This window comes from uncultured Succinatimonas sp. (assembly GCF_905203285.1).
In the GTDB taxonomy this organism is placed as follows: Bacteria; Pseudomonadota; Gammaproteobacteria; order Enterobacterales; family Succinivibrionaceae; genus Succinatimonas.
In genome coordinates, this window is sequence record NZ_CAJKVK010000012.1 from 1 (window position 1) to 20,074 (window position 20,074).

General features: G+C 45.8%; 32 protein-coding genes and 1 pseudogene. 2 read left to right on the forward strand and 31 right to left on the reverse strand.

Annotated elements, in window-relative coordinates; translation table 11 throughout:
• Window positions 1-118: 118 nt before the first annotated feature.
• The 29 genes and pseudogenes from rpoA (QZ019_RS02480) to rpsJ form a co-directional block, all read right to left on the reverse strand.
• On the reverse strand, window positions 119-1,108 hold the full coding sequence (rpoA, locus tag QZ019_RS02480; protein WP_294563644.1) for a DNA-directed RNA polymerase subunit alpha: 990 nt from the start codon (window positions 1,106-1,108) through the stop codon (window positions 119-121).
• Window positions 1,109-1,178: 70 nt separating this feature from the next.
• Window positions 1,179-1,577: a 50S ribosomal protein L17 gene (gene rplQ, locus QZ019_RS02485; protein ID WP_009144383.1), complete on the reverse strand. Its 399-nt coding sequence runs from the start codon at window positions 1,575-1,577 to the stop codon at window positions 1,179-1,181.
• 27 nt (window positions 1,578-1,604) lie between these two features.
• Window positions 1,605-2,597: a DNA-directed RNA polymerase subunit alpha gene (rpoA, locus tag QZ019_RS02490; RefSeq protein WP_295482072.1), complete on the reverse strand. Its 993-nt coding sequence runs from the start codon at window positions 2,595-2,597 to the stop codon at window positions 1,605-1,607.
• Window positions 2,598-2,640: 43 nt separating this feature from the next.
• A complete protein-coding gene (rpsD, locus tag QZ019_RS02495) occupies window positions 2,641-3,264 on the reverse strand; it encodes a 30S ribosomal protein S4 (protein ID WP_009144381.1) in 624 nt (207 codons plus the stop codon).
• A gap of 31 nt (window positions 3,265-3,295) precedes the next feature.
• Window positions 3,296-3,745 (reverse strand): 30S ribosomal protein S11, encoded by a 450-nt coding sequence (gene rpsK, locus QZ019_RS02500; protein ID WP_295482036.1) that lies wholly within the window; start codon window positions 3,743-3,745, stop codon window positions 3,296-3,298.
• A gap of 11 nt (window positions 3,746-3,756) precedes the next feature.
• Entirely contained in the window at window positions 3,757-4,113 is a 357-nt protein-coding gene (rpsM, locus tag QZ019_RS02505; protein WP_040909557.1) for a 30S ribosomal protein S13, read from the reverse strand.
• A 294-nt stretch (window positions 4,114-4,407) separates the two neighbouring features.
• The gene (gene rpmJ, locus QZ019_RS02510) at window positions 4,408-4,521 is read right to left on the reverse strand and encodes a 50S ribosomal protein L36 (RefSeq protein WP_009144378.1); all 114 of its coding nucleotides are present in this window, start codon (window positions 4,519-4,521) and stop codon (window positions 4,408-4,410) included.
• 21 nt (window positions 4,522-4,542) lie between these two features.
• On the reverse strand, window positions 4,543-5,889 hold the full coding sequence (gene secY / locus QZ019_RS02515) for a preprotein translocase subunit SecY (protein WP_009144377.1): 1,347 nt from the start codon (window positions 5,887-5,889) through the stop codon (window positions 4,543-4,545).
• A gap of 213 nt (window positions 5,890-6,102) precedes the next feature.
• A pseudogene (gene rplO / locus QZ019_RS02520) lies at window positions 6,103-6,537 on the reverse strand (50S ribosomal protein L15); the annotation flags it as partial.
• A gap of 12 nt (window positions 6,538-6,549) precedes the next feature.
• Window positions 6,550-6,735: a 50S ribosomal protein L30 gene (gene rpmD, locus QZ019_RS02525; RefSeq protein WP_009144375.1), complete on the reverse strand. Its 186-nt coding sequence runs from the start codon at window positions 6,733-6,735 to the stop codon at window positions 6,550-6,552.
• Between the two features lie 3 nt (window positions 6,736-6,738).
• Window positions 6,739-7,245, reverse strand: coding sequence for a 30S ribosomal protein S5 (rpsE, locus tag QZ019_RS02530; protein WP_009144374.1), 507 nt, complete (start codon window positions 7,243-7,245; stop codon window positions 6,739-6,741).
• A gap of 9 nt (window positions 7,246-7,254) precedes the next feature.
• Window positions 7,255-7,608 carry a 50S ribosomal protein L18 gene (rplR, locus tag QZ019_RS02535; protein WP_249083132.1) on the reverse strand — a complete coding sequence of 118 codons (354 nt, stop codon included), beginning with the start codon at window positions 7,606-7,608 and terminating at the stop codon, window positions 7,255-7,257.
• A gap of 15 nt (window positions 7,609-7,623) precedes the next feature.
• Window positions 7,624-8,157 carry a 50S ribosomal protein L6 gene (gene rplF / locus QZ019_RS02540; protein WP_249083129.1) on the reverse strand — a complete coding sequence of 178 codons (534 nt, stop codon included), beginning with the start codon at window positions 8,155-8,157 and terminating at the stop codon, window positions 7,624-7,626.
• Window positions 8,158-8,166: 9 nt separating this feature from the next.
• Complete coding sequence (rpsH, locus tag QZ019_RS02545) at window positions 8,167-8,559, reverse strand: 30S ribosomal protein S8 (RefSeq protein ID WP_040909556.1); 393 nt, start codon at window positions 8,557-8,559, stop codon at window positions 8,167-8,169.
• A 14-nt stretch (window positions 8,560-8,573) separates the two neighbouring features.
• A complete protein-coding gene (gene rpsN / locus QZ019_RS02550) occupies window positions 8,574-8,879 on the reverse strand; it encodes a 30S ribosomal protein S14 (protein ID WP_009144370.1) in 306 nt (101 codons plus the stop codon).
• A 16-nt stretch (window positions 8,880-8,895) separates the two neighbouring features.
• A complete protein-coding gene (rplE, locus tag QZ019_RS02555) occupies window positions 8,896-9,444 on the reverse strand; it encodes a 50S ribosomal protein L5 (RefSeq protein WP_009144369.1) in 549 nt (182 codons plus the stop codon).
• 24 nt (window positions 9,445-9,468) lie between these two features.
• Entirely contained in the window at window positions 9,469-9,798 is a 330-nt protein-coding gene (gene rplX, locus QZ019_RS02560) for a 50S ribosomal protein L24 (protein WP_295482045.1), read from the reverse strand.
• 17 nt (window positions 9,799-9,815) lie between these two features.
• The gene (rplN, locus tag QZ019_RS02565) at window positions 9,816-10,184 is read right to left on the reverse strand and encodes a 50S ribosomal protein L14 (RefSeq protein WP_009144367.1); all 369 of its coding nucleotides are present in this window, start codon (window positions 10,182-10,184) and stop codon (window positions 9,816-9,818) included.
• Between the two features lie 125 nt (window positions 10,185-10,309).
• Complete coding sequence (gene rpsQ, locus QZ019_RS02570; RefSeq protein ID WP_294563671.1) at window positions 10,310-10,588, reverse strand: 30S ribosomal protein S17; 279 nt, start codon at window positions 10,586-10,588, stop codon at window positions 10,310-10,312.
• Window positions 10,589-10,599: 11 nt separating this feature from the next.
• Window positions 10,600-10,803 carry a 50S ribosomal protein L29 gene (gene rpmC / locus QZ019_RS02575; RefSeq protein ID WP_009144365.1) on the reverse strand — a complete coding sequence of 68 codons (204 nt, stop codon included), beginning with the start codon at window positions 10,801-10,803 and terminating at the stop codon, window positions 10,600-10,602.
• Entirely contained in the window at window positions 10,803-11,216 is a 414-nt protein-coding gene (gene rplP, locus QZ019_RS02580) for a 50S ribosomal protein L16 (RefSeq protein ID WP_009144364.1), read from the reverse strand. Before rplP ends, rpmC begins: the two co-directional genes overlap by 1 nt.
• Before the next feature lie 15 nt (window positions 11,217-11,231).
• On the reverse strand, window positions 11,232-12,041 hold the full coding sequence (gene rpsC / locus QZ019_RS02585) for a 30S ribosomal protein S3 (protein WP_295482046.1): 810 nt from the start codon (window positions 12,039-12,041) through the stop codon (window positions 11,232-11,234).
• A gap of 12 nt (window positions 12,042-12,053) precedes the next feature.
• Entirely contained in the window at window positions 12,054-12,389 is a 336-nt protein-coding gene (gene rplV / locus QZ019_RS02590) for a 50S ribosomal protein L22 (protein WP_009144362.1), read from the reverse strand.
• 11 nt (window positions 12,390-12,400) lie between these two features.
• The gene (gene rpsS / locus QZ019_RS02595; RefSeq protein ID WP_009144361.1) at window positions 12,401-12,685 is read right to left on the reverse strand and encodes a 30S ribosomal protein S19; all 285 of its coding nucleotides are present in this window, start codon (window positions 12,683-12,685) and stop codon (window positions 12,401-12,403) included.
• A gap of 20 nt (window positions 12,686-12,705) precedes the next feature.
• The gene (gene rplB / locus QZ019_RS02600) at window positions 12,706-13,521 is read right to left on the reverse strand and encodes a 50S ribosomal protein L2 (protein WP_294563679.1); all 816 of its coding nucleotides are present in this window, start codon (window positions 13,519-13,521) and stop codon (window positions 12,706-12,708) included.
• Window positions 13,521-13,838, reverse strand: a complete 318-nt coding sequence (rplW, locus tag QZ019_RS02605) for a 50S ribosomal protein L23 (protein ID WP_294564443.1) — start codon at window positions 13,836-13,838, stop codon at window positions 13,521-13,523. The genes rplB and rplW overlap by 1 nt, the downstream gene beginning before the upstream one ends.
• Entirely contained in the window at window positions 13,838-14,449 is a 612-nt protein-coding gene (rplD, locus tag QZ019_RS02610; RefSeq protein WP_009144358.1) for a 50S ribosomal protein L4, read from the reverse strand. Before rplD ends, rplW begins: the two co-directional genes overlap by 1 nt.
• A gap of 16 nt (window positions 14,450-14,465) precedes the next feature.
• Window positions 14,466-15,104: a 50S ribosomal protein L3 gene (gene rplC, locus QZ019_RS02615; protein WP_009144357.1), complete on the reverse strand. Its 639-nt coding sequence runs from the start codon at window positions 15,102-15,104 to the stop codon at window positions 14,466-14,468.
• Between the two features lie 17 nt (window positions 15,105-15,121).
• Window positions 15,122-15,433 (reverse strand): 30S ribosomal protein S10, encoded by a 312-nt coding sequence (gene rpsJ / locus QZ019_RS02620; RefSeq protein WP_021890106.1) that lies wholly within the window; start codon window positions 15,431-15,433, stop codon window positions 15,122-15,124.
• A 295-nt stretch (window positions 15,434-15,728) separates the two neighbouring features.
• Between rpsJ and QZ019_RS02625 the strand changes: the two genes are divergently transcribed.
• Window positions 15,729-16,355 (forward strand): epoxyqueuosine reductase QueH, encoded by a 627-nt coding sequence (locus tag QZ019_RS02625; RefSeq protein WP_295482049.1) that lies wholly within the window; start codon window positions 15,729-15,731, stop codon window positions 16,353-16,355.
• 13 nt (window positions 16,356-16,368) lie between these two features.
• Here the strand turns inward: QZ019_RS02625 and pyrE are convergent, their stop codons facing one another.
• Window positions 16,369-17,010 (reverse strand): orotate phosphoribosyltransferase, encoded by a 642-nt coding sequence (pyrE, locus tag QZ019_RS02630; protein WP_295482051.1) that lies wholly within the window; start codon window positions 17,008-17,010, stop codon window positions 16,369-16,371.
• A 167-nt stretch (window positions 17,011-17,177) separates the two neighbouring features.
• Here pyrE and QZ019_RS02635 point away from each other — a divergent pair, with 167 nt between their 5' ends.
• Complete coding sequence (locus tag QZ019_RS02635) at window positions 17,178-18,047, forward strand: YicC/YloC family endoribonuclease (RefSeq protein ID WP_294563701.1); 870 nt, start codon at window positions 17,178-17,180, stop codon at window positions 18,045-18,047.
• A gap of 52 nt (window positions 18,048-18,099) precedes the next feature.
• On the opposite strand, the gene QZ019_RS02640 is transcribed toward QZ019_RS02635, so the two are convergent.
• Complete coding sequence (locus QZ019_RS02640) at window positions 18,100-19,998, reverse strand: DUF2813 domain-containing protein (protein WP_295482054.1); 1,899 nt, start codon at window positions 19,996-19,998, stop codon at window positions 18,100-18,102.
• Window positions 19,999-20,074 lie beyond the last annotated feature (76 nt).

Consider the following 20,074-nt stretch of genomic DNA (forward strand, 5'->3'; position numbering starts at 1 on the left):
ATCTAGTGTCTAATATAATAGACACTAGATCAGTAAAAACTCGCAACTTTTAGGTATCAAATTACCAATATATCCCCAGAAAAAAACAGGCCGCAATTTGCGACCCGTCTCTAAATTATTAATGATTTATTTCCAAATCTGCAGGCGGCCAATTCTCAAGGCGCATACCTAAAGATAAACCGCGTTCTGCCAAGACATCCTTGATTTCGGTAAGGGATTTCTTACCAAGATTAGGAGTCTTAAGCAATTCAACTTCAGTACGCTGTACCAAATCGCCGATATATTTAATACCTTCGGCTTTAAGGCAATTTGCTGAACGAACGGTAAGTTCCAAATCCTCAACCGGGCATAAAAGCTTCGGATCAATAAGAGGTTTAAAGGAAGCATCGTCAGCAGGGGCGACAGAATTACGGATATCAACAAATGAATTGAGCTGATCTGCAAAAATGGTAGCAGCAGAACAAACTGCATCACTCGGATCGATTGTACCGTTGGTCTCAATATCCAAAATCAACTGCTCTTGTCCGTCATTAAGCGGAGCTGTGTGTACAGCCACATTAAGAACCGGGCAATATGAAGCATCAAGCAGTAAACGACCGATAAAACGATCTTCGGCACCTTCGATATGAGGGTGAGTAACTGCCGGGACATAACCGCGACCGCGAGTTACATGCAAACGCATGCGCAGATTGGTCTTTTCATCAGTGATATGGCACAAAACCAATTCAGGATTACGGATCTCAATTCCGCCCGGACACTGAATATCGGCTGCAGTAACAGGACCGATGCCGGATTTATTGATTTCAAGTACCGGATCGTGCTGCGGTATAGTCGAAGAGAAAACTGCAACTTCCTTTAAATTCAAAAGAATGAGCAGAATATCTTCCTGAACGCCTTCTAAGGCGCTGTACTCATGAACTACACCGTCAATCTCGACTTCAGTAATTGCATATCCCGGAATTGAAGAAAGCATAATACGACGCAATGCAGTTCCTAAAACCTGAGCATAATGCTGCTCAAAAGGTTCAAGAATAACTCGAGATACATTACGGGAGAGCGTTACGACTTCCTTGATATTGGGCCTTAGCAAATCAGTAGTTTGATCCAAGGTTACACCCTCGTTTTAGACAGAATTCGGTATTGAAGATCTAAAGGGCGCGAAAGCGCCCTATAGAACTTTATTCGGCAGCAGCCTCGCCTTCAGCTACTTCAGCTTTAGCGGTACGCTCTACCAACATGATGTAAGCCATCGGAGCCTGATCGCCAGGACGGAAGCCGCACTTTAAGATGCGGGTATAGCCGCCCGGACGGTTAGCATTGAGCTTACCGATTTCATTAAAGAGCTTTGCAACTACATCATTGTCACGAACGCGAGAGAAGACCAAGCGGCGATTTGCCACTGAATCAACCTTAGCGATGGTAATAAGACGCTCTACAAAGCGGCGCAACTCTTTTGCCTTGGGCAAAGTAGTTCTAATGCACTCGTGAGTAACAAGAGCATTTGCAAGATTGCGATACAGCGCAGCACGGTGTGCAGAAGTACGACCTAAATGACGGCCGCTTAAACGATGACGCATATCTAATTCCTTTCTTAAACAGTTATCTTATCTCGATGAACGCAAATTAGGAGGCGGCCAATTGGTAAGTCTCATACCAAGTGACAAACCGCGCTGGGCTAAAACGTCTTTGATTTCAGTCAAAGATTTCTTACCCAAATTCGGGGTTTTTAACAACTCCACTTCAGTGCGTTGTACCAGATCACCGATGTAAATAATTGATTCGGCTTTAAGGCAATTTGCTGAACGAACGGTAAGTTCAAGATCATCAACCAATTGCATAAGAACAGGATCAGGCATAGGAGGAGCTGCAGGAGCCATTGAGTGCTCTGAAACTTCTTCTTGATCAACAAGTTCGCACAAGTGATCACGTAGCAAATCGGCGCCTTGCATTAAGACAGCCTCAGGAGCTACGGTTCCGTCGGTCTCGATATTGATAACCAAACGATCCAAATCCGTTCTCTGTTCAACACGGGCAGACTCTACTTCATAAACAAATCTGCGAACCGGGCTGAATGAAGCATCAATCAAAATCTCATTTTCAGACTGAGCCGGAATATGAGCATCGGAAGATGCCGGCACATAACCGCGTCCGTAAGAAACGCGGATCTTCATCGACAACGCAGCCTTGGCACCCTTAAGGGTGCAGATGTGAGCGTCCGGATTAGGGAAGCTTATTCCGCTTGCCAAAACGATGTCGGAAGCCTTTACTTCACCTTCACCTGATTTGACAAGAGACAGCCATACCGGAGAGTTCAGCGGTGCTTCTGAAGCTACGGCGATAGTTTTTAAGTTCATGATGAGCTCGAAAACAGACTCGACCATATCAGCTTTTACGCTGTTCTCATCCGAGACTCCGTCAATCTGGAATGCGTCAATAGCGCAACCAGGCAGAGTCTTAAGTAAAATGCCGCTCAATGATACGCCGATGGTGTTACCGAATCCGCGCTCCAAAGGCTCAAGCACTATATGTGCACAATTTGGAGCAACTTCGGTAAAGCTTACCGGCTTTGGTTTGAGCAGTTCACATACTGACACTATTGGTACCCCACTTTACTAAGAGGTGCTGGCACAGTTGCCGTTATTACTTAGAGTACAACTCGACGATGAGCTGTTCCTTAATATCGGAAGGAAGCTCAGAACGTTCAGGCTTATTCTTATAGGTGCCTTTCATGGCGTTATGATCAACGTCAATCCAGGTAGGCTTAAGAGCGCGCTGACCGGATAAGTCGATTGCTGCCTTGATGCGTAACTGCTTTTTAGCTTTTTCGCGAACTGCGATTACGTCAGAAGGCTGTACCTGATAAGACGGAATGTTTACGACATGATCGTTAACAGTGATAGCCTTGTGGCTTACCAACTGGCGTGCTTCCATGCGAGTGGAGCCAAAGCCCATACGGTAAACAACATTGTCTAAACGGCTTTCCAAAAGCTGCAGAAGGTTCTCACCGGTATTACCGGACATCTTAGCAGCTTTCTTGTAATAGTTACGGAACTGACGCTCTAAAACACCGTAAATACGGCGAACTTTCTGCTTCTCGCGTAACTGCATGCCGTAGTCGGAAAGACGCGGTTTGTTAGCGCCGTGCTGACCCGGTGCGGTATCAAGTTTGCACTTGGTCTCAATGGCACGAACGCCTGACTTTAAGAATAAGTCAACGCCTTCACGACGGCTTAATTTCAGGGCAGGGCCGGTATATTTTGCCATTTATCTTTCTCCAGAAATCTTAGCTGTCTCACTAGACGCGACGCTTTTTAGGCGGGCGGCAACCATTGTGAGGGATCGGGGTAACATCGGTAATGTTGGTGATCTTGTAACCGATAGCGTTCAAGGCACGAATTGAAGACTCACGGCCGGGACCAGGGCCCTTAACCAATACTTCAAGATTCTTAACGCCGTATTCCTTGGCAGCCTCACCGGCACGCTCTGCAGCAACCTGAGCAGCGTACGGAGTGGACTTACGGGAACCACGGAAACCTGAACCGCCTGCGGTAGCCCATGAAAGAGCATTACCCTGACGATCGGAAATGGTTACGATAGTGTTATTGAAAGATGCATGGATGTGAGCTACACCGTCTGCAATCTGTTTCTTTGCGCGTTTACCACCGCGACGAGGGGCGGCAGGTGCGGCTTTAGTAGCTGCAGGAGCAGCCTGTGCGTTTTCTTTTGCAGTAATTTCTTCAGCCATCTCGTGCCTCCTTATTTCTTAATGCTCTTACGCGGTCCCTTACGGGTACGTGCATTAGTCTTGGTACGCTGGCCGCGAACCGGAAGGCCGCGACGGTGGCGAATGCCACGATAGGAACCAAGGTCAACAAGGCGCTTGATGTTCATTGAAATCTCGCGGCGTAAGTCACCTTCTACAGTGTACTTAGCGACTTCTTCACGGATTTTATCCACGGAAGCTTCGTCAAGATCTTTGAACTTAGCGGATTCTGCAACGCCGGCGGCAGCTAAAATATTGCGCGCACGGGTCGGGCCTATGCCGTAAACTGACTGCAAAGCAATCACGGCGATCTTATGATCAGGCACATTAATGCCAGCAATACGGGCCACTATTGATCTCCTAAAAGGTCGGTTAAACATATGGCTGTCGCAAAGCCCGTCAGGATACGCGACAACCTTCTAGTGCACTTTGGCATTGACAATCTCTTAACGTCGAAAGACCTAATATATCCGACGCAAAGAGTTTCCGTAAAATCTACGATATTACGGACAAACCGGGCTATGTCCGCCCTTAAAAACCTTTTGTATATAAACTAAAACACATAGCGCCTGAATACAGACGCTATGCAAATAGGAAATTATACAGATTTTAAATTGTTTGTGCAAACAATTTAACTAAGCATTTTAGCCCTGACGCTGCTTATGCTTAGGATTTACGCAGATGATGCGTACTACGCCGTGGCGACGAACCACTTTGCAGTTACGGCAAATCTTCTTAACTGAAGCACCTACTTTCATTTCTTTCTCCTTAAAGAACGCTTAGCGTCCGTAATTCCTGAGATTAGCCTTGCGCATTAAATCACCGTATTGCTGATTCATCATATGGCTCTGAAGCTGTGATACGAAATCCATGATGACAACTACGATAATCAATAATGAGGTACCGCCGAAATAGAACTGAACATTGAACCAGTTCATAAGCAACTGCGGAACCAAGCAGACTAAAACCATATAAATGGAGCCGCTCAGAGTCAAACGAGTCATAACTTTATCTATAAAGCGTGCAGTCTGCTCTCCGGGACGGATTCCAGGAATAAAAGCACCACTCTTCTTCAAATTCTCTGCAACTTCACGCGGGCTGAATACCAATGCCGTGTAGAAGAAGGTAAAGAACACGATTGCAGCGGCGTACAGCAACTCATAAAGAGGCTGACCGGGCTGCAGGAACAGTGAAACTTCCTGCAAAACATTTGCAACCGCATTGTCGCCCTGACCGAACCATGATACCACGGTACCCGGGAACAAAATGATTGACGATGCGAAGATCGCCGGAATCACGCCGGACATATTGATCTTAAGCGGCAAAGTAGAGCGGGGTTGAGAATAAATACGATTGCCCATCTGACGTTTTGCGTAATCGATTACGATACGACGCTGTCCACGCTCGATGAACACGACGAAGAAGGTCACTACGACCACAACAACACCGATTAAAAGCAGTGCGATAGTGGAAAGATCGCCTTGACGAGCCTGTTCGAAAGTAGCTGCCAATGCACGAGGCAAGCCAGCAACAATACCGGCGAAAATGATAAGAGAAATACCGTTTCCGATACCTCTTTCAGTAATCTGTTCGCCAAGCCACATCAAGAACATAGTACCGGTAACAAGACTTACGGTAGTTACAAAGTAAAAACCGAAGCCAGGGTTATCCACCAATCCGGGCATCATATTCGGAATACCGGTGGCTATACCTACAGCCTGTAATGCTGCCAGGAACAAGGTCGATACACGTGTGTACTGAGTGATCTTTCTTCTCCCAGACTCGCCTTCCTTGCGGAGCTCGGCAAGAGTGGGATTAATGACGGCCAATAACTGGATGATAATGGACGCAGAGATATAAGGCATAATTCCCAATGCCAAAACGGAAGCGCGCTCTAAAGCGCCGCCGCTGAACATATTGAACATGCCGATGATGGTGCCGCTCTGTTCTTCAAAAAGGCGAGCCAAAACTTCAGCATTGACGCCCGGAACCGGAACATAAGAACCGATGCGGAACATCACAAGGCCAATCAGAACAAACAGCAAACGTGAACGGAGTTCACTGTTTACCGGACCGGTCTGTGCTGCAACTTTACGGCCTTTATCTAAGAGCGATTTTCTAGCCATTCAAAATCTCCGAAAAAGCGCGCGTTAAGCGCGCTCCGTACATTACTTCTTCTTGGCAGGTGCGGCCTTGTCAGCTTTTGCTGACTTATCTTTCTTTGCCGGTTTTTGAATACCGGTGGCAGCTAACTTAGCCTGAAGATCGTTCAACTTAAGAGCACGATTCTTCATTGAACGCTCACGACGAGCTGCTGCTGCAGTAATATAATCTGCAACTTCAACAGTACCGCCGGCGGCTTCAATAGCAGCCTTTGCACCCTTAGTAACACCTAATCCCTTAATGTCAACTTTCTTAGTGAAGTTAGGAACACGGGACAGAACAATCTTAACGTATTTGGCTTTGTTAGGAACCAAACGTGCAGCCTTAAGAGTTGCCAAATCGATGGTTTCGCTGTCAATACCGTTTAAAGAATTTAACGGAACTTCAGCAGCAAGATCAGCCTTTGCTGACCAGAAACCGAATTTAGGCAAACGAATCTTCATCGGCATCTGACCGCCTTCAAAACCAGGGCGGACATTAGGGCTCTTACGAGCACCTGAACCTTTGATACCGCGACCGCAGGTCTTGCCGAGACCGGAACCGATACCGCGACCGACACGAACGTGCGGACGACGTGAACCTTCGGCCGGTTTAAGAGTATTTAAACGCATGCTTTCCATGAATTACTCCTCGACCTTAACCATATAGCTAACTTTATTAATCATGCCGCGAACGGACGGAGTGTCCTCGAGTTCAACGGTATGACGAATACGACGAAGACCTAAACCGCGCATAGTTGCGATGTGATCAGGCTTACGGCCGATCGTGCTCTTGGTCTGAGTGACCTTAATGGTTTTCTTCTCGGCCATTTTTTACTCCAGAATATCCTTAACTGAAAGACCGCGCTTGGCAGCAACGCTCTCAGGGGTACGCATGGAGGCTAAAGCGTCAACGGTAGCACGAACCACATTAATCGGGTTGGTTGAACCGTATGCTTTTGCTAAAACGTTACGTACACCAGCTACTTCGAGAACTGCACGCATAGCGCCGCCTGCGATAATACCGGTACCTTCGGAGGCAGGCTGTAAATAAACCATTGATCCAGAGTGTCTGCCCTTGATCGGATGGAACAGAGTGCCGTCCTTGAGCTCAATATGGCTGTGAATATTACGACGAGCCTGCTCAATAGCTTTCTGAATAGCAGCAGGAACTTCGCCGGCTTTGCCGTAGCCGTAACCTACACGACCTTTGCCGTCACCGACAACGGTAAGAGCGGTGAAAGAGAAAATACGACCGCCTTTTACAACCTTGGCAACGCGATTAACAGCGACCAGCTTCTCCTGAAGCTCGCCAGCCTGGGATTCATCTTTATGTTGCATTTTAGACTCCTAGAACTTAAGACCAGCTTCACGAGCTGCGTCAGCTAAAGCAGCGACACGGCCATGATATTGGTAACCGGAACGATCGAAAGCAACAGTTTCAACTTTAGCGGCAATGGCGCGTTCGCCGATAACTTTGCCGATGAGCTTAGCAGCTTCGATATTGCCAGTATACTTGAGATCCTTAATCAGATCTTTCTCTAAGGTAGAAGCAGTGGCTAATACACGGCTGTCCTTATCGATAATCTGGGCATAAATATGACGAGGAGTACGGGTAACAACCAAACGGGTGACTCCAAGTTCATGCATCTTAGCACGTGCTTTCTTTGCACGACGGATGCGGGATGCTTTCTTATCAAACATGTTATACCCCAATCGTTATTTCTTCTTGGCTTCTTTAATGCGTACTACTTCATCAGCATAGCGGATGCCTTTGCCCTTATAAGGCTCAGGAGCACGATAAGCGCGAATGTCAGCTGCAACCTGTCCTAATAAAGCCTTATCATAGCTCTTTAAAACGATTTCAGTCTGAGACGGAGTTTCACAGGTGACTCCTTCAGGAAGAGCGTGCTCAACCGGATGGGAGAAACCTAAAGCAAGATTCAATACCTTGCCTTTAGCCTGTGCACGGTAACCAACGCCGACTAACTGGAGTTTCTTCTCAAAACCCTTGTCAAGACCCACAATCATGTTGTGAATCAAAGCGCGAGTAGTACCTGACTGCATGTTTGAGTCAGCAGAATCATCAGCCTGCTGTACGTGGATGTTCTTGTCTTCAATAACAACCTTAACAAGCGGATGAACATTTAAAGTCATCTGACCGAGTTTAGACTTGGCAGAAACGACCTGGCCATTGACGGAAACCTCAACGCCCTGAGGAATAGCAACAGCTTCCTTAGCAATACGTGACATGTTTCCTCCTTATGCGACGTAGCAAATAACTTCGCCGCCTAAGCCGTCCTTACGGGCAGCGCGGTCGGTCATTAGGCCTTTTGAAGTTGAAATAACTGCAATGCCTAAACCATTCATAATACGCGGAAGGTCGCGGCACTTCTTGTAAACACGAAGTCCCGGACGGGAAACGCGCTGAATCATCTCTACTACGGGCTTGCCCTCGTAGTACTTCAACTCGATTTCCAAAACCTTCTTAACATCTCCGCTTTCTTTAGCGGAAGCAATATAGCCCTCTTTTACCAACAAGTTGGCAATTGCCAATTTCTGTTTGGAGGAAGGCAAAGACACCGAAACCTTTCCGGCAGCCTGGCCGTTGCGGATGCGGGTCAGCAAATCCGCGATCGGATCTTGCATGCTCATGTGTATCTCTCCTCTTACCAGCTGGCCTTACGAAGACCCGGAATTTCACCGCGCATCATGTGCTCACGCAATTTAATGCGGCACAAACCGAACTTGCGCAGATAACCATGCGGACGACCAGTCTCGCTGCAGCGATTACGCTGACGGCAGCGGCTAGAGTCGCGCGGAAGGGCTGCTAAAGCCATTACAGCTGCCCAACGGTCTTCATCTGAGGAAGAGACGCTTGAAATAATAGTCTTGAGCTGTTCGCGCTTTGCACGATATTTCTCGCAAAGACGCTGTCTTTTCAGCTCGCGATTCTTCATAGAAGTTTTAGCCATTTAGGTTCGTCCTCGATTACTTAGTCTGAGTGCGGAACGGGAACTTGAATGCTTCGAGGAGGGCGCGACCTTCCTCGTCAGTTTTAGCCGTCGTAGTGATCGTAATGTCAAGACCACGAATGGTATCTACCTTGTCATAATCGATCTCTGGGAAAATGATCTGTTCACGAACGCCCATTGAGTAATTGCCGCGTCCGTCAAAAGACTTAGCGGAAAGACCGCGGAAGTCACGGATACGGGGGATCGCAATTACGATCAAACGCTCGAGAAATTCCCACATACGCTCGCCACGGAGGGTTACCTTACATCCGATAGGATAGCCTTCACGAATGTGGAAGCCCGCTACAGACTTGCGAACCTTGGTGATAAGCGGCTTCTGACCGGCAATAGCGGCCATGTCGCGTGCAGCGTTTTCTAAAACTTTTTTGTCTGCAACTGCCTCACCGACACCCATGTTAAGGGTGATCTTCACAATCCGAGGGACTTGCATGACTGTTTTGTAACCAAATTTTTCAGTTAAGGCTTTGATTACTTCCTGCTTGTAAAGATCATGCAGTTTCGCCATCGTTTATCTCCTGATAAAAACTGCTTACTTAGCCTGAGAAGGAACTGCCTGTCCGTTGGATTTGAAGAAACGTACTTTCTTGCCGTCTTCAAAACGGAAACCTACGCGGTCAGCCTTCTTGGTTTCTGGATTATAAATTGCAACGTTGGAGACATGAATAGGAGCCTCTTTATCAACGATGCCGCCCTGAATACCGAGATTCGGATTGGGCTTCTGGTGTTTCTTCTGGACGTTAACGCCCTCGACAATCACCTTGTTTTCACTGGTTAAAACCTGGGTGACCTTACCGATCTTGCCCTTGCTTTTACCGGTAATGACGATAACTTCGTCATTCTGGCGGATTTTAGCTGCCATTTGATACCCCTTTGGACTTAGAGTACTTCAGGAGCAAGTGACACAATCTTCATGAACTGCTCGGAACGAAGTTCACGGGTAACAGGTCCGAAGATACGAGTGCCAATTGGCTCGTGCTGTGCAGTTAATAAAACTGCAGCGTTGCTGTCGAAGCGAATGAGGGAGCCGTCAGGACGACGTACACCTTTCTTGGTACGTACGATAACAGCGTCAACAACATCGCCTTTCTTGACTTTGCCGCGAGGGATGGCTTCTTTGACAGACACCTTAATGATGTCGCCAATACCAGCATAACGGCGGTGAGATCCTCCCAGGACCTTAATGCACATTACACTGCGAGCACCCGAGTTGTCGGCAACGTCGAGCATGCTTTGCATCTGGATCATTTCAAATGCTCCGTTAATCAATAAAAAACCACCCTCCCGAATGATTCGGAAGGGCGCTGAATAATAACATATATAATAAAAGACCGCAAGTCTTTTACGACTGCGGTCTTATTTTTAAGTGTTAATTAGGCCTTCTGGGCTTTCTCAACAACTTTTACCAAAGTCCAAGCGATAGTCTTGGAAACCGGACGGCATTCGCAAATATCAACGATATCGCCAGCCTGTGCGATGTTCTCTCTATCCTGAACGTGGAACTTGGTGGTACGTTTTACGATTTTACCGTAAAGCGGGTGCTTTACACGACGCTCAACAGCAACCACACAAGCTTTCTGCATCTTGTCGCTTACAACGCGGCCGCGGAGGGTGCGAGCCACTTTGGTAGCGGTATTCTGAGTTTCAGACATTTTGCACTCCTCTACTTGGCGCTTTCAGCGCGAAGTTTTTCAGAAATGATAGTGTTAACGCGCGCAATATCGCGACGGACCTTTCTTACGTCATCAGTCTTCTGTAAAGAACCAGTCTTTAACTGAAAACGAAGATTGAACTGTTCGCGCTGAAGACCTGAGAGCTCGCTCTTCAGTTCTTCAACTGATTTGTTACGTAACTCGCTAGCCTTCATTAGATCACCGCCTTGGTTACAAAAGTAGTGGTAACTGAGAGCTTGGCTGCAGCAAGACGGAAAGCCTCACGAGCAGTAGCTTCAGGGATACCGCCAATCTCAAAGAGGACTTTGCCGGGCTGAATCGGGCAAACCCAGTATTCAACTGAACCCTTACCTTTACCCATACGAACACCGAGTGCTTTCTGAGTAATAGGCTTATCCGGGAACACGCGAATCCAAACTTTACCGGCACGCTTCATTTCGCGGGTGAAAGCACGACGTGCAGCTTCAATTTCACGAGCAGTGATCTGACCGCGTGAAGTTGCCTTTAAGCCGAACTCACCGAAAGAAACTTCATTTCCGGTATAGGCCAAACCTTCGTTACGGCCTTTTTGAGTCTTGCGATATTTAGTACGCTTAGGTTGTAACATTTATTCTCCCTCCCGTTACTCGGCAGCCTTGGCTTCAGCAGCCGGAGCAGCTTCAGCAGCGGGCTTCTTTGCAGCGGCGGATGCGCCACGACCGCGACGGCCGGTGCGTGCACCGTTGTCATCACGACGACGTTTGCGACCTGCAGGAGCTGCGGCGTTGTTACGATCTTCAGGCTCTTCCTGAGTTAAAGGCAGATTGCCTAAAACTTCACCCTTGAAGATCCAGACTTTAACGCCAATCACACCGTAAGTGGTTACGGCTTCAGAGATTGCGTAGTCAATGTCGGCACGAAGAGTATGGAGAGGTACGCGACCTTCACGAAGCCACTCGGAACGAGCGATTTCAGCACCGCCCAAACGTCCTGAGACTTCAACTTTGATGCCTTTTGCACCTACGCGCATAGCGTTCTGAATTGCCTTCTTCATAGCGCGGCGGAACATTACACGGCGCTCAAGCTGAGAAGCAATTGAGTCTGCAACTAATTTAGCATCAAGATCAGGCTTGCGAACTTCGCTGATGTTAACCTGAGCAGGGACTCCGGCAATCTCAGCAATCTTTTTGCGCAGTTTTTCTACGTCTTCGCCTTTCTTACCGATAACAATACCCGGACGAGCAGTGTGAATGGTTACACGGATGCTCTTGGCCGGACGATCAATAACGATCTTTGATACGGAAGCGTTCTTGAGTTCTTCAAACAAATATTTACGAACTTCAGAATCGCTCTTAATATTGGCCGGGAAATTCGCGGTTGATGCGTACCAGACCGATGAATAAGGCTTGGTAATACCGAGTCTTATTCCAATGGGATTAACTTTCTGACCCATCTTATGCTCCTGTTAACGCTCAGCAACGTATACGGTGATGTGAGAGGTACGCTTAACAATGCGATCTGCACGGCCCTTGGCACGCGGCATGATGCGCTTTAAGGACGGACCTTCATCAACCAGGATACGAGAAACAAACAGACGATCAGCATCTAAAGACTGATTCTGCTCCGCATTTGATACAGCTGACTGAACAACCTTGTAAATCAACTGTGCAGCCTTACGCGGGCTGAACTTAAGTAAATTCAAGGCCTTGTCAACAGGCATTCCGCGTACTTGGTCAGCGACCAAACGGGTCTTCTGAGCGGAGCTTCTTGCATAACGATGTACTGCTTTAACTTCCAACATTTAGCTCACTCCTACTTAGCTGCTGCAGCTTTCTTATCAACTGCGGCATGACCGCGGAAAGTACGGGTCGGGGCGAATTCGCCCAGTTTGTGACCTACCATTTCGTCAACAATGTAAACCGGTACATGCTGACGACCGTTGTGGACGGCGATAGTCATACCGATCATGGCAGGTACGATCATTGAGCGACGGGACCAAGTTTTGATCGGCTTCTTATCGCCGTCATTCATGGTCTGCTCAACTTTCTTCAGTAAGTGCTCGTCAATAAACGGCCCTTTCTTCAGAGAACGTGGCATGTTATATCCTCAGTTAACTGTTAACGATGGCGAACAATGTACTTCTCAGTACGCTTATTCTTGCGGGTCTTGAAGCCCTTGCAAGGAGTACCCCAAGGCGAACGAGGCTGAATACCCTTGTTACGGCCTTCACCACCACCATGCGGGTGATCGATAGGGTTCATTGCCATACCGCGAACGGTAGGACGTACACCGCGCCAGCGGTTAGCACCAGCTTTACCTAACTGACGAAGCATGTGTTCGCTGTTGCCGATTTCACCGATGGTAGCACGGCCGTTGGCTAATACGCGGCGCATTTCGCCTGAACGCATACGCAAAGTGACATATTCACCTTCGCGAGCCAAAAGCTGGCAGTAAGTACCTGCGGAACGGGCAAACTTTGCACCTGCGCCTGGAACTAATTCAACTGCGTGAATGTTGGTACCCAACGGAATATTGCGCATCGGGAGGCAGTTGCCGACTTTAATCTCAGCACTGTCACCGGACATAATCTTATCGCCAACCTTAAGTCCCTTAGGAGCAAGGATATAACGACGTTCGCCGTCAGTATAAAGAACCAAAGCAATATGAGCTGAACGGTTAGGATCATACTCAAGACGCTCAACGCGTGCTTCAATTCCGTCTTTCTGACGCTTGAAATCGATTAAACGATAACGCTGCTTGTGACCGCCACCGATGTGACGAGTTGAAATATGACCGTAGTTATCACGACCGCCGGTCTTGCGCTTCTCAACAACGAGAGGAGCGAAAGGACCGCCCTTCCATAAGTCAAAGGACTTAATCTGGATTACGTGACGACGACCTGCGGAAGTAGGCTTAGCTTTAATAATAGCCATTATTTGCTCTCCTTCTCAGCCGGTGCTGCAGTAAGATCAATGTTCTGATCAGGCATTAAAGTAACATAAGCCTTTTTCCAATCAGAGCGGCGACCGATACCGTGAACGGTACGGCGAGCCTTACCCTGCATATTGAGGGTACGGACTGACTTAACCTTAACATTGAAAATATTTTCAACGGCAGCTTTGATTTCTTTCTTGTTTGCGTTCGGAAGAACCTTAAATACTACGGTGTTGCCTTTTTCAGCCAACATGGTTGCCTTTTCAGAAACAACCGGAGCACTCAAAACTTCCATAATACGTGCTTCATTGAACATCATTTGAGCATCTCCTCAACCTTCTTAACTGCGGCTTCGGTCATAACAACTTTGTCGAAGTTGATAAGGTTAATGGGATTGAACTCAGCGGTGCCCGGCTGGCAAACCTCAACCTTATAAAGGTTACGGGATGCGAGGAACAAATCGCTGTCAAATTCGCCGTTTACGATTAATACATTCTTCAAGTCAAGCTCTTTGAGCTTGGCAACTAAAGTCTTGGTCTTGTGATTTTCAAGTTTAAAATCGCCGACAACTAAAAGGCGATCCTCACGGACCAACTGTGACAAAATGCTGCGCATTGCAACGCGATACATCTTGCGGTTGACTTTCTGAGTCCAGTCCTGCGGCTTAGCAGCAAAAATGGTGCCGCCAGCGCGCCACAGAGGTGAACGAGAAGAACCGGCACGAGCGCGACCAGTACCTTTCTGACGGAACGGCTTCTTGCCGCCGCCTGAAACTTCAGAACGGGTCTTTTGCGCTTTGGTTCCGGCACGAGCGGTACTCTGGTATGCAACTACTACCTGATGTACCAGCGCCTCATTGAACTCGCGACCGAAAGTGCTCTCTGACACTTCCAGGCCCTTGTCGGCGCCAATCATCTTTAATTCCATGTTTCTTTACCCCAGGTTAAGCTTTAACACTTGGCCTTACAATCAGATCGCCGTTGTTGGCACCGGGAACGGCACCCTTAACGAGGAGCAGATTGCGCTCAGAGTCGACGCGGACGAGGTCAAGGCACATAACAGTAACGCGCTCGTTGCCCATACGGCCAACCATCTTCTTGCCCTTAAATACACGGCCCGGAGTCTGGTTCTGACCAGTAGAACCCGGAACACGGTGGGAACGTGAGTTACCGTGGGTAAAATCTTGAGTACGGAAGTTATAACGCTTAACGGTACCAGCAGTGCCCTTACCTTTTGACTGGCCGGTGACATCTACTTTCTTAACATCCTTGAAAGCGTCTACTTTAATCTCGGAACCTACCTGATAAGCTTCGAGCTCGGAAGGCTCAAGACGGAACTCCCATAAGCCACGACCTGCAGCAACGCCGGTCTTAGCAAAGTGACCAATTTCAGCCTTGGTCATACGGCTGGTCTTGCGTTCGCCAGTAGTAACCTGAATAGCGCAGTAGCCATCAGTTTCGATATTTTTGATCTGGGTAACGCGGTTTGCCTCAACCTGAATGACGGTGACAGGTACGGACTTGCCATCCTGATTAAAAACACGGGTCATTCCAAGCTTGCGGCCGATTAAACCGATTGACATTGTACTATTCCCCCTCGTTAGCGAAGGCTGATCTGAACATCTACACCGGCAGCGAGATCGAGACGCATTAAAGCATCAACGGTCTTCTCAGTCGGCTCCACGATGTCTACTAAACGCTTGTGAGTACGAATTTCGTACTGATCACGGGCATCTTTATTGACATGTGGGGAGATGAGGATGGTGTAGCGCTCCTTACGGGTAGGGAGCGGGATCGGACCACGAACCTGAGCGCCGGTGCGCTTGGCAGTCTCAACGATTTCTGCAGTGGAGTGATCGATAAGTCTGTGATCGTAAGCCTTGAGGCGGATCCTGATTCTTTGGTTCTGCATTACAGACTCCATTATTTATAAAAAGAACATGTAAACACCCGCCTTCTCATCTATTCCGTTTAAAAACGTTTTCAACAAGAGGAGGTGATACAAAACAATTCCCCCAAAATCAGGGGGAGTCTCTTCAGCCGCATTATAAAAATGTAGGGCTGGCGTCGTTTCTAACCTGCATTTATGCGCAAGGCAACGACAAAGTGCAATTATTTTACTCTTTTTTTTGTTTGTGGCAAGTTTTTTTCGCTTAAATCTGAAGAAATACCTTCTGTTTTCTTATAATGGTCACGGAGGAAAAAGCATGACGGATTTAATTTTACCCGAAGACTTCGGAGATACTCCTAAAAAGGAGCTGCATCTGCCTGACGGTTTTGCTTCTTTAGTAGTTCACTGCTGCTGTGCTCCCTGTGCCGGCGCTATGTTCGAATGCTTTAAGACTCATAATATAAAACCGTACGTGTTTTTCTTTAATCCTAATATTCATCCGCAAGAAGAATACATAAAGCGCCGCGATGAACTTTTAAAACTCTGCTCTATTCTGGATTTTCCTGTTACTGTAGGTGATTACGAGCCGCGTAAATGGTTTGACGCCGTAAAAGGTCTTGAAAATGAACCTGAGCGCGGTCAAAGATGCAGCGTATGTTTTACCCTGCGCCTTAGAGCAACCGCCCTTTTTGCAAAAGAAGTAGGAGCCACGCATTTTACAACAACATTGGCCACATCAAGATGGAAAAACAAAGCACAGATTGATGAAGCTGGATTTAAAGCACAAGACTTTATAAAAAATGAAGTTAAATACTGGCCTGAAGACTGGAGAAAAAAAGGAATGGTAACGCGCCGCGATGCTTTGGTTAAAAAATTTAATTTCTATAATCAGCAATATTGCGGCTGCGTTTTCAGCAAAGAAAATACGGCGTATAGAAAATAACGCCGCTTAAGCGCTAAACCCCGTATAAAGAGCGGTACTTCTCCATTTCAGGCAAATGTTCCTTTAACTTAGGATCGTTTTCAATATAGGCAAGCAAATCGTTGAAGCTGACAATTGAAATAACCTTAATACCTAAAGATTCTTCAGCTTCTGCAATTGCGCTCTTTTCGCCCTTTCCTTTTTCCATACGGTTTAAAGCAATTAATGCTCCTTTAAAATGAGCTCCTGAATTTTTAATAATCTCAGCTGATTCACGTATAGCGGTTCCTGCAGTAATGACGTCATCAATAAGCAGAACATCACCTTTTAAAGGAGAGCCTACAAGATTACCGCCCTCTCCGTGATCTTTGGCTTCCTTACGGTTAAAGCACCACGGTACGTTTACATTATGTTCACTGCTTAAAGCCATAGCAGTTGCGCAAGCAAGAGGAATTCCTTTATAGGCAGGTCCGAACAAAACGTCAAATTTTATCTTTGAATCAATTAAAGCATGAGCGTAGCAAGAGCCTAAAGTAGCTAAATCCTCACCGGTACAAAAACCGCCGGCATTAAAAAAATAAGGGCTGACTCTTCCTGACTTAAGAACAAAACGACCGAATTTAAGAACACCTTTATTTAAGGATAATTCAATAAATCTGCGCTGATATTCCTGCATTACGCACTCCTTTTTCCGACTTCGTAAAAGTTTGCCGTTCATTCTAACAAATACGGCAAAACTAAAAAACTGATTACATAGTCACTTTGTAAATGGTAAATTATCTCAAAATGCTTTTGACAAAATAAAAGCATATTATGCGGCTTGCCGCAATTTAAGGAGAACAGATGAGCTGCATTAAAAGCATGACCGGTTTTGCTTCACTGCGTAAAAACGGAAACACAGGATCTATTGCCATTGACTTAAAATCAGTTAACTCACGTTATTTTGAAGTAATTTTTAAATTACCCGACGGCTTAAAAAGCCTTGAAGGAAAACTTCGGGAAATATTAAAGCAAAAAGCTCCGCGCGGTAAATTCGAGTGTCTTATTCGCTTTACGCCTAAAGAAAGTTCAGGTCTTGAATTTAATCATGATCTGATAAAGACCTTAGTCGATGAGGCAAACAAAATAAATAAGATTGCTGTTAATGCTTGCCTAAATCCCATCGATATACTTAATTTTCCGGGTGTTATTGTAGAAAGCAGCAGTATGCAGTCTGAAATTGAAAATGAAGTCACGAAAGCATTTTCCGAAAATCTTTTAGAATTCACCAAAAATCGTGAAAGCGAAGGTCAAAGACTTGCTCAAGCTCTTCTTACCCGTCTTGACCTCATTGAAAATCAACTTGCGATTGTTAAAGAGAATCTCGATTCCTTAACTGCGCTTGAACGTGAAAAAATAAAAAGCAAACTTGATAAACTCAATCTCGATATAAAAATAAATCCCGATCTGATTGAGCAAGAAGTTGTCCTGCAAGCCCAAAAAAGCGATATAGCAGAAGAATACGATCGTCTGCAATCCCACATTAAGGAAGTCAGAAAAATTCTGCAAACCGGAGGAAGCTGCGGAAAGCGCCTTGATTTTATGATGCAGGAGTTTAACAGGGAAGCAAACACCATGGCATCAAAAGCATCTTCGCTTAACATTACGTCAGTTGCCGTAGAGCTTAAAGTTCTTATCGAGCAAATGCGCGAACAAGTACAAAATATCGATTAGATTTGCAATACTTTTCCCCTTAAACACTTTGATTTAAGGGGAAGTGCTTCCCTTAATCAATACCGTACTCGTTTTGACTTAAAATACTTATTTTCTTAAAAATCCGCTTAAACAAAGGAGGAACACCATCAGCGCCGCGACGCTGCATTTCTTCCATAACCGCAAGAGCAAGCCCCGGCTTACTCTGTTTATGAATAGCAAGTTCAATAATTTTATCGGATGTCGTCCCTTTTCTTACAGGTCCGTTTATTCCCGAGCAGCGCAGAAAAACATCCTGATAACCGTTATTATAAAGATAATGCTCTATATCTAAATGCGGCAAAACGGTTAAATGATCTTTAGCGCTTTTACCTACGACAAAGGAAGTTACCGTCTGAGCATATTTTTTACCGGCCTCATCACCGTCGGTTAAAACGAAGAAAGAAATACCCAATTGTCGTGCAAGCTTCATTAAAGGATGTAATCCGCATTGAGCAAACTCAACCGGACGAACGCCGTTACAATAAAGACTTATGCCAAGCAATGAAGCGATTTGTGTCATTAGCCAAATTTCGGTTTCTCCCTCAACCAATATCCAGCAGCGGGCAAACAAAGTGTTCGGGCGATTAATACGGACATGAAATGCGATACGCCGCAAATCCTCGGCATTATATGAACGTTCATTCACTTTATAGCAGCGCGTATCGTAATATTGCTTGCATAATCGGCGCAAAACTCTAAGAGGTACGGCTGTAAGCAAATCGCTTGAATTGGTTGTCACTATTTTCTGTAACGGAATGGAATCAATTATCGACCATAAAGACAAAAGCAAAGACGGGTGAAAGCGCCCTTCGATATCCTCAACAATTAAAATGGGACGAGCTGCATCATCATATTGATAATCCTTATTGGCAACCAAAAGGGCTCCCGTTAATAAACTTATTAGAAGCTTCGTTTTATTCATCCCGGGCTGATTTAAAGTTCGTTTCAAATTATTCAAACTCTCTATTGTCACCGGACGATTTACCATATCCTTAATACTGCGAGGATATTCACGATTATCATGTAAATAATGCTTATTTGAGTTAACAAGATATTTTGAAGTAACGGATCTTAAAGTAGAAATTGATTGAACTATGTCATCTGCTTTTATACCGGACTCTCCGTTTAGCATGGAAAAAGCAGTTACGAGATTTTTTACATCTCCGTCTTCGTCTTCACATTTATTTTCTAAATTGAACGCCATACGTCCGTCACGTAAGCGCAAAATCGGATTTAAACGAATAAGTTTTTTAATAAGGACATTTTGATCACACTCAATGCACTGCAGACTTTCGTTAAGCAAACTGTGTTTGGTAATAAACTTTCCTTTTGCATCAGTATATGCCTCTGCCCGCCAATGAATGCGATACACTCCGTCAGGATAATAAGCACAAGCATCCTGCAGCAATTCTTTGCATTGCTTATTTTCTTTTCCGAAAGAGTTTTCAGCAAAAAATAGATCAATAGTAAGTTTGTCTGCCTGTTCATTAAAAGTATCTTCTTCCATAAAACTTAAATTTTCATTTAAGTAAGAAATACTTTCCGAATTCAAAGGATATTGTTCCAAATCAAAAGGGAGCTCATCCTGAAAATCAGGGGCAACCAAAGATTCGTCTTCAGAGGAATATGGAGCCCTGCGTTTAATGTGACCAGGCTTTCCGTGCTTATTGGACGAAAGTTCAATTTCCTTATTTTGAACTTCATTATTTTCTATAATCTCGTCAACTAAAAGACGAATTGGAATATAAAGATCGCTTTTTTCAAACTGGCAAAGTTTTTCACCGTTGCCAAGCATCATCCATAAGGCACTTAATAAAGATGACTTACCCCAGGAATTTTCACCGATAAGAACCGAGGAATCTTCTTCAAAATTAATCTTTAAATGACGTATTCCGCGAAAATTGGAAATTTCGGCTGTTTCAAGATACATAACATTGCCTTTTTCTTGTTGTTTTTTAGTAATCCATCTTGTTTTTTATACAGGATTTTTAATTATTGGCAATTTT

Excerpts from the sequence above, each read along its gene's own strand:
- rpmC (WP_009144365.1), bottom strand. The coding sequence starts at position 10,803 with ATGAAGGCTAGCGAGTTACGTAACAAATCAGTTGAAGAACTGAAGAGC.
- rplF (WP_249083129.1), bottom strand. The coding sequence starts at position 8,157 with ATGTCACGTATTGCTAAGGAAGCTGTTGCTATTCCTCAGGGCGTTGAG.
- rpsE (WP_009144374.1), bottom strand. The coding sequence starts at position 7,245 with ATGCAACATAAAGATGAATCCCAGGCTGGCGAGCTTCAGGAGAAGCTG.
- rplB (WP_294563679.1), bottom strand. The coding sequence starts at position 13,521 with ATGGCTATTATTAAAGCTAAGCCTACTTCCGCAGGTCGTCGTCACGTA.
- QZ019_RS02625 (WP_295482049.1), top strand. The coding sequence starts at position 15,729 with ATGACGGATTTAATTTTACCCGAAGACTTCGGAGATACTCCTAAAAAG.
- rplQ (WP_009144383.1), bottom strand. The coding sequence starts at position 1,577 with ATGCGTCATCGTTTAAGCGGCCGTCATTTAGGTCGTACTTCTGCACAC.
- rpsK (WP_295482036.1), bottom strand. The coding sequence starts at position 3,745 with ATGGCTGAAGAAATTACTGCAAAAGAAAACGCACAGGCTGCTCCTGCA.
- rplR (WP_249083132.1), bottom strand. The coding sequence starts at position 7,608 with ATGTTTGATAAGAAAGCATCCCGCATCCGTCGTGCAAAGAAAGCACGT.
- rplP (WP_009144364.1), bottom strand. The coding sequence starts at position 11,216 with ATGTTACAACCTAAGCGTACTAAATATCGCAAGACTCAAAAAGGCCGT.
- rplX (WP_295482045.1), bottom strand. The coding sequence starts at position 9,798 with ATGGCAGCTAAAATCCGCCAGAATGACGAAGTTATCGTCATTACCGGT.
- rpsS (WP_009144361.1), bottom strand. The coding sequence starts at position 12,685 with ATGCCACGTTCTCTGAAGAAAGGGCCGTTTATTGACGAGCACTTACTG.
- QZ019_RS02635 (WP_294563701.1), top strand. The coding sequence starts at position 17,178 with ATGAGCTGCATTAAAAGCATGACCGGTTTTGCTTCACTGCGTAAAAAC.
- QZ019_RS02640 (WP_295482054.1), bottom strand. The coding sequence starts at position 19,998 with ATGTATCTTGAAACAGCCGAAATTTCCAATTTTCGCGGAATACGTCAT.
- rpsQ (WP_294563671.1), bottom strand. The coding sequence starts at position 10,588 with ATGTCTGAAACTCAGAATACCGCTACCAAAGTGGCTCGCACCCTCCGC.
- rpmJ (WP_009144378.1), bottom strand. The coding sequence starts at position 4,521 with ATGAAAGTAGGTGCTTCAGTTAAGAAGATTTGCCGTAACTGCAAAGTG.
- rplN (WP_009144367.1), bottom strand. The coding sequence starts at position 10,184 with ATGATCCAGATGCAAAGCATGCTCGACGTTGCCGACAACTCGGGTGCT.
- rplC (WP_009144357.1), bottom strand. The coding sequence starts at position 15,104 with ATGTCAATCGGTTTAATCGGCCGCAAGCTTGGAATGACCCGTGTTTTT.
- rpsH (WP_040909556.1), bottom strand. The coding sequence starts at position 8,559 with ATGAGCATGCAAGATCCGATCGCGGATTTGCTGACCCGCATCCGCAAC.
- rpsD (WP_009144381.1), bottom strand. The coding sequence starts at position 3,264 with ATGGCAAAATATACCGGCCCTGCCCTGAAATTAAGCCGTCGTGAAGGC.
- secY (WP_009144377.1), bottom strand. The coding sequence starts at position 5,889 with ATGGCTAGAAAATCGCTCTTAGATAAAGGCCGTAAAGTTGCAGCACAG.
- rpsC (WP_295482046.1), bottom strand. The coding sequence starts at position 12,041 with ATGGGTCAGAAAGTTAATCCCATTGGAATAAGACTCGGTATTACCAAG.
- rplW (WP_294564443.1), bottom strand. The coding sequence starts at position 13,838 with ATGTTCAATGAAGCACGTATTATGGAAGTTTTGAGTGCTCCGGTTGTT.
- rplE (WP_009144369.1), bottom strand. The coding sequence starts at position 9,444 with ATGGCGAAACTGCATGATCTTTACAAGCAGGAAGTAATCAAAGCCTTA.
- rplV (WP_009144362.1), bottom strand. The coding sequence starts at position 12,389 with ATGTTGGAAGTTAAAGCAGTACATCGTTATGCAAGAAGCTCCGCTCAG.
- rpmD (WP_009144375.1), bottom strand. The coding sequence starts at position 6,735 with ATGGCCGAGAAGAAAACCATTAAGGTCACTCAGACCAAGAGCACGATC.
- rplD (WP_009144358.1), bottom strand. The coding sequence starts at position 14,449 with ATGGAATTAAAGATGATTGGCGCCGACAAGGGCCTGGAAGTGTCAGAG.
- rpsN (WP_009144370.1), bottom strand. The coding sequence starts at position 8,879 with ATGGCTAAAACTTCTATGAAGAATCGCGAGCTGAAAAGACAGCGTCTT.
- pyrE (WP_295482051.1), bottom strand. The coding sequence starts at position 17,010 with ATGCAGGAATATCAGCGCAGATTTATTGAATTATCCTTAAATAAAGGT.
- rpsJ (WP_021890106.1), bottom strand. The coding sequence starts at position 15,433 with ATGCAGAACCAAAGAATCAGGATCCGCCTCAAGGCTTACGATCACAGA.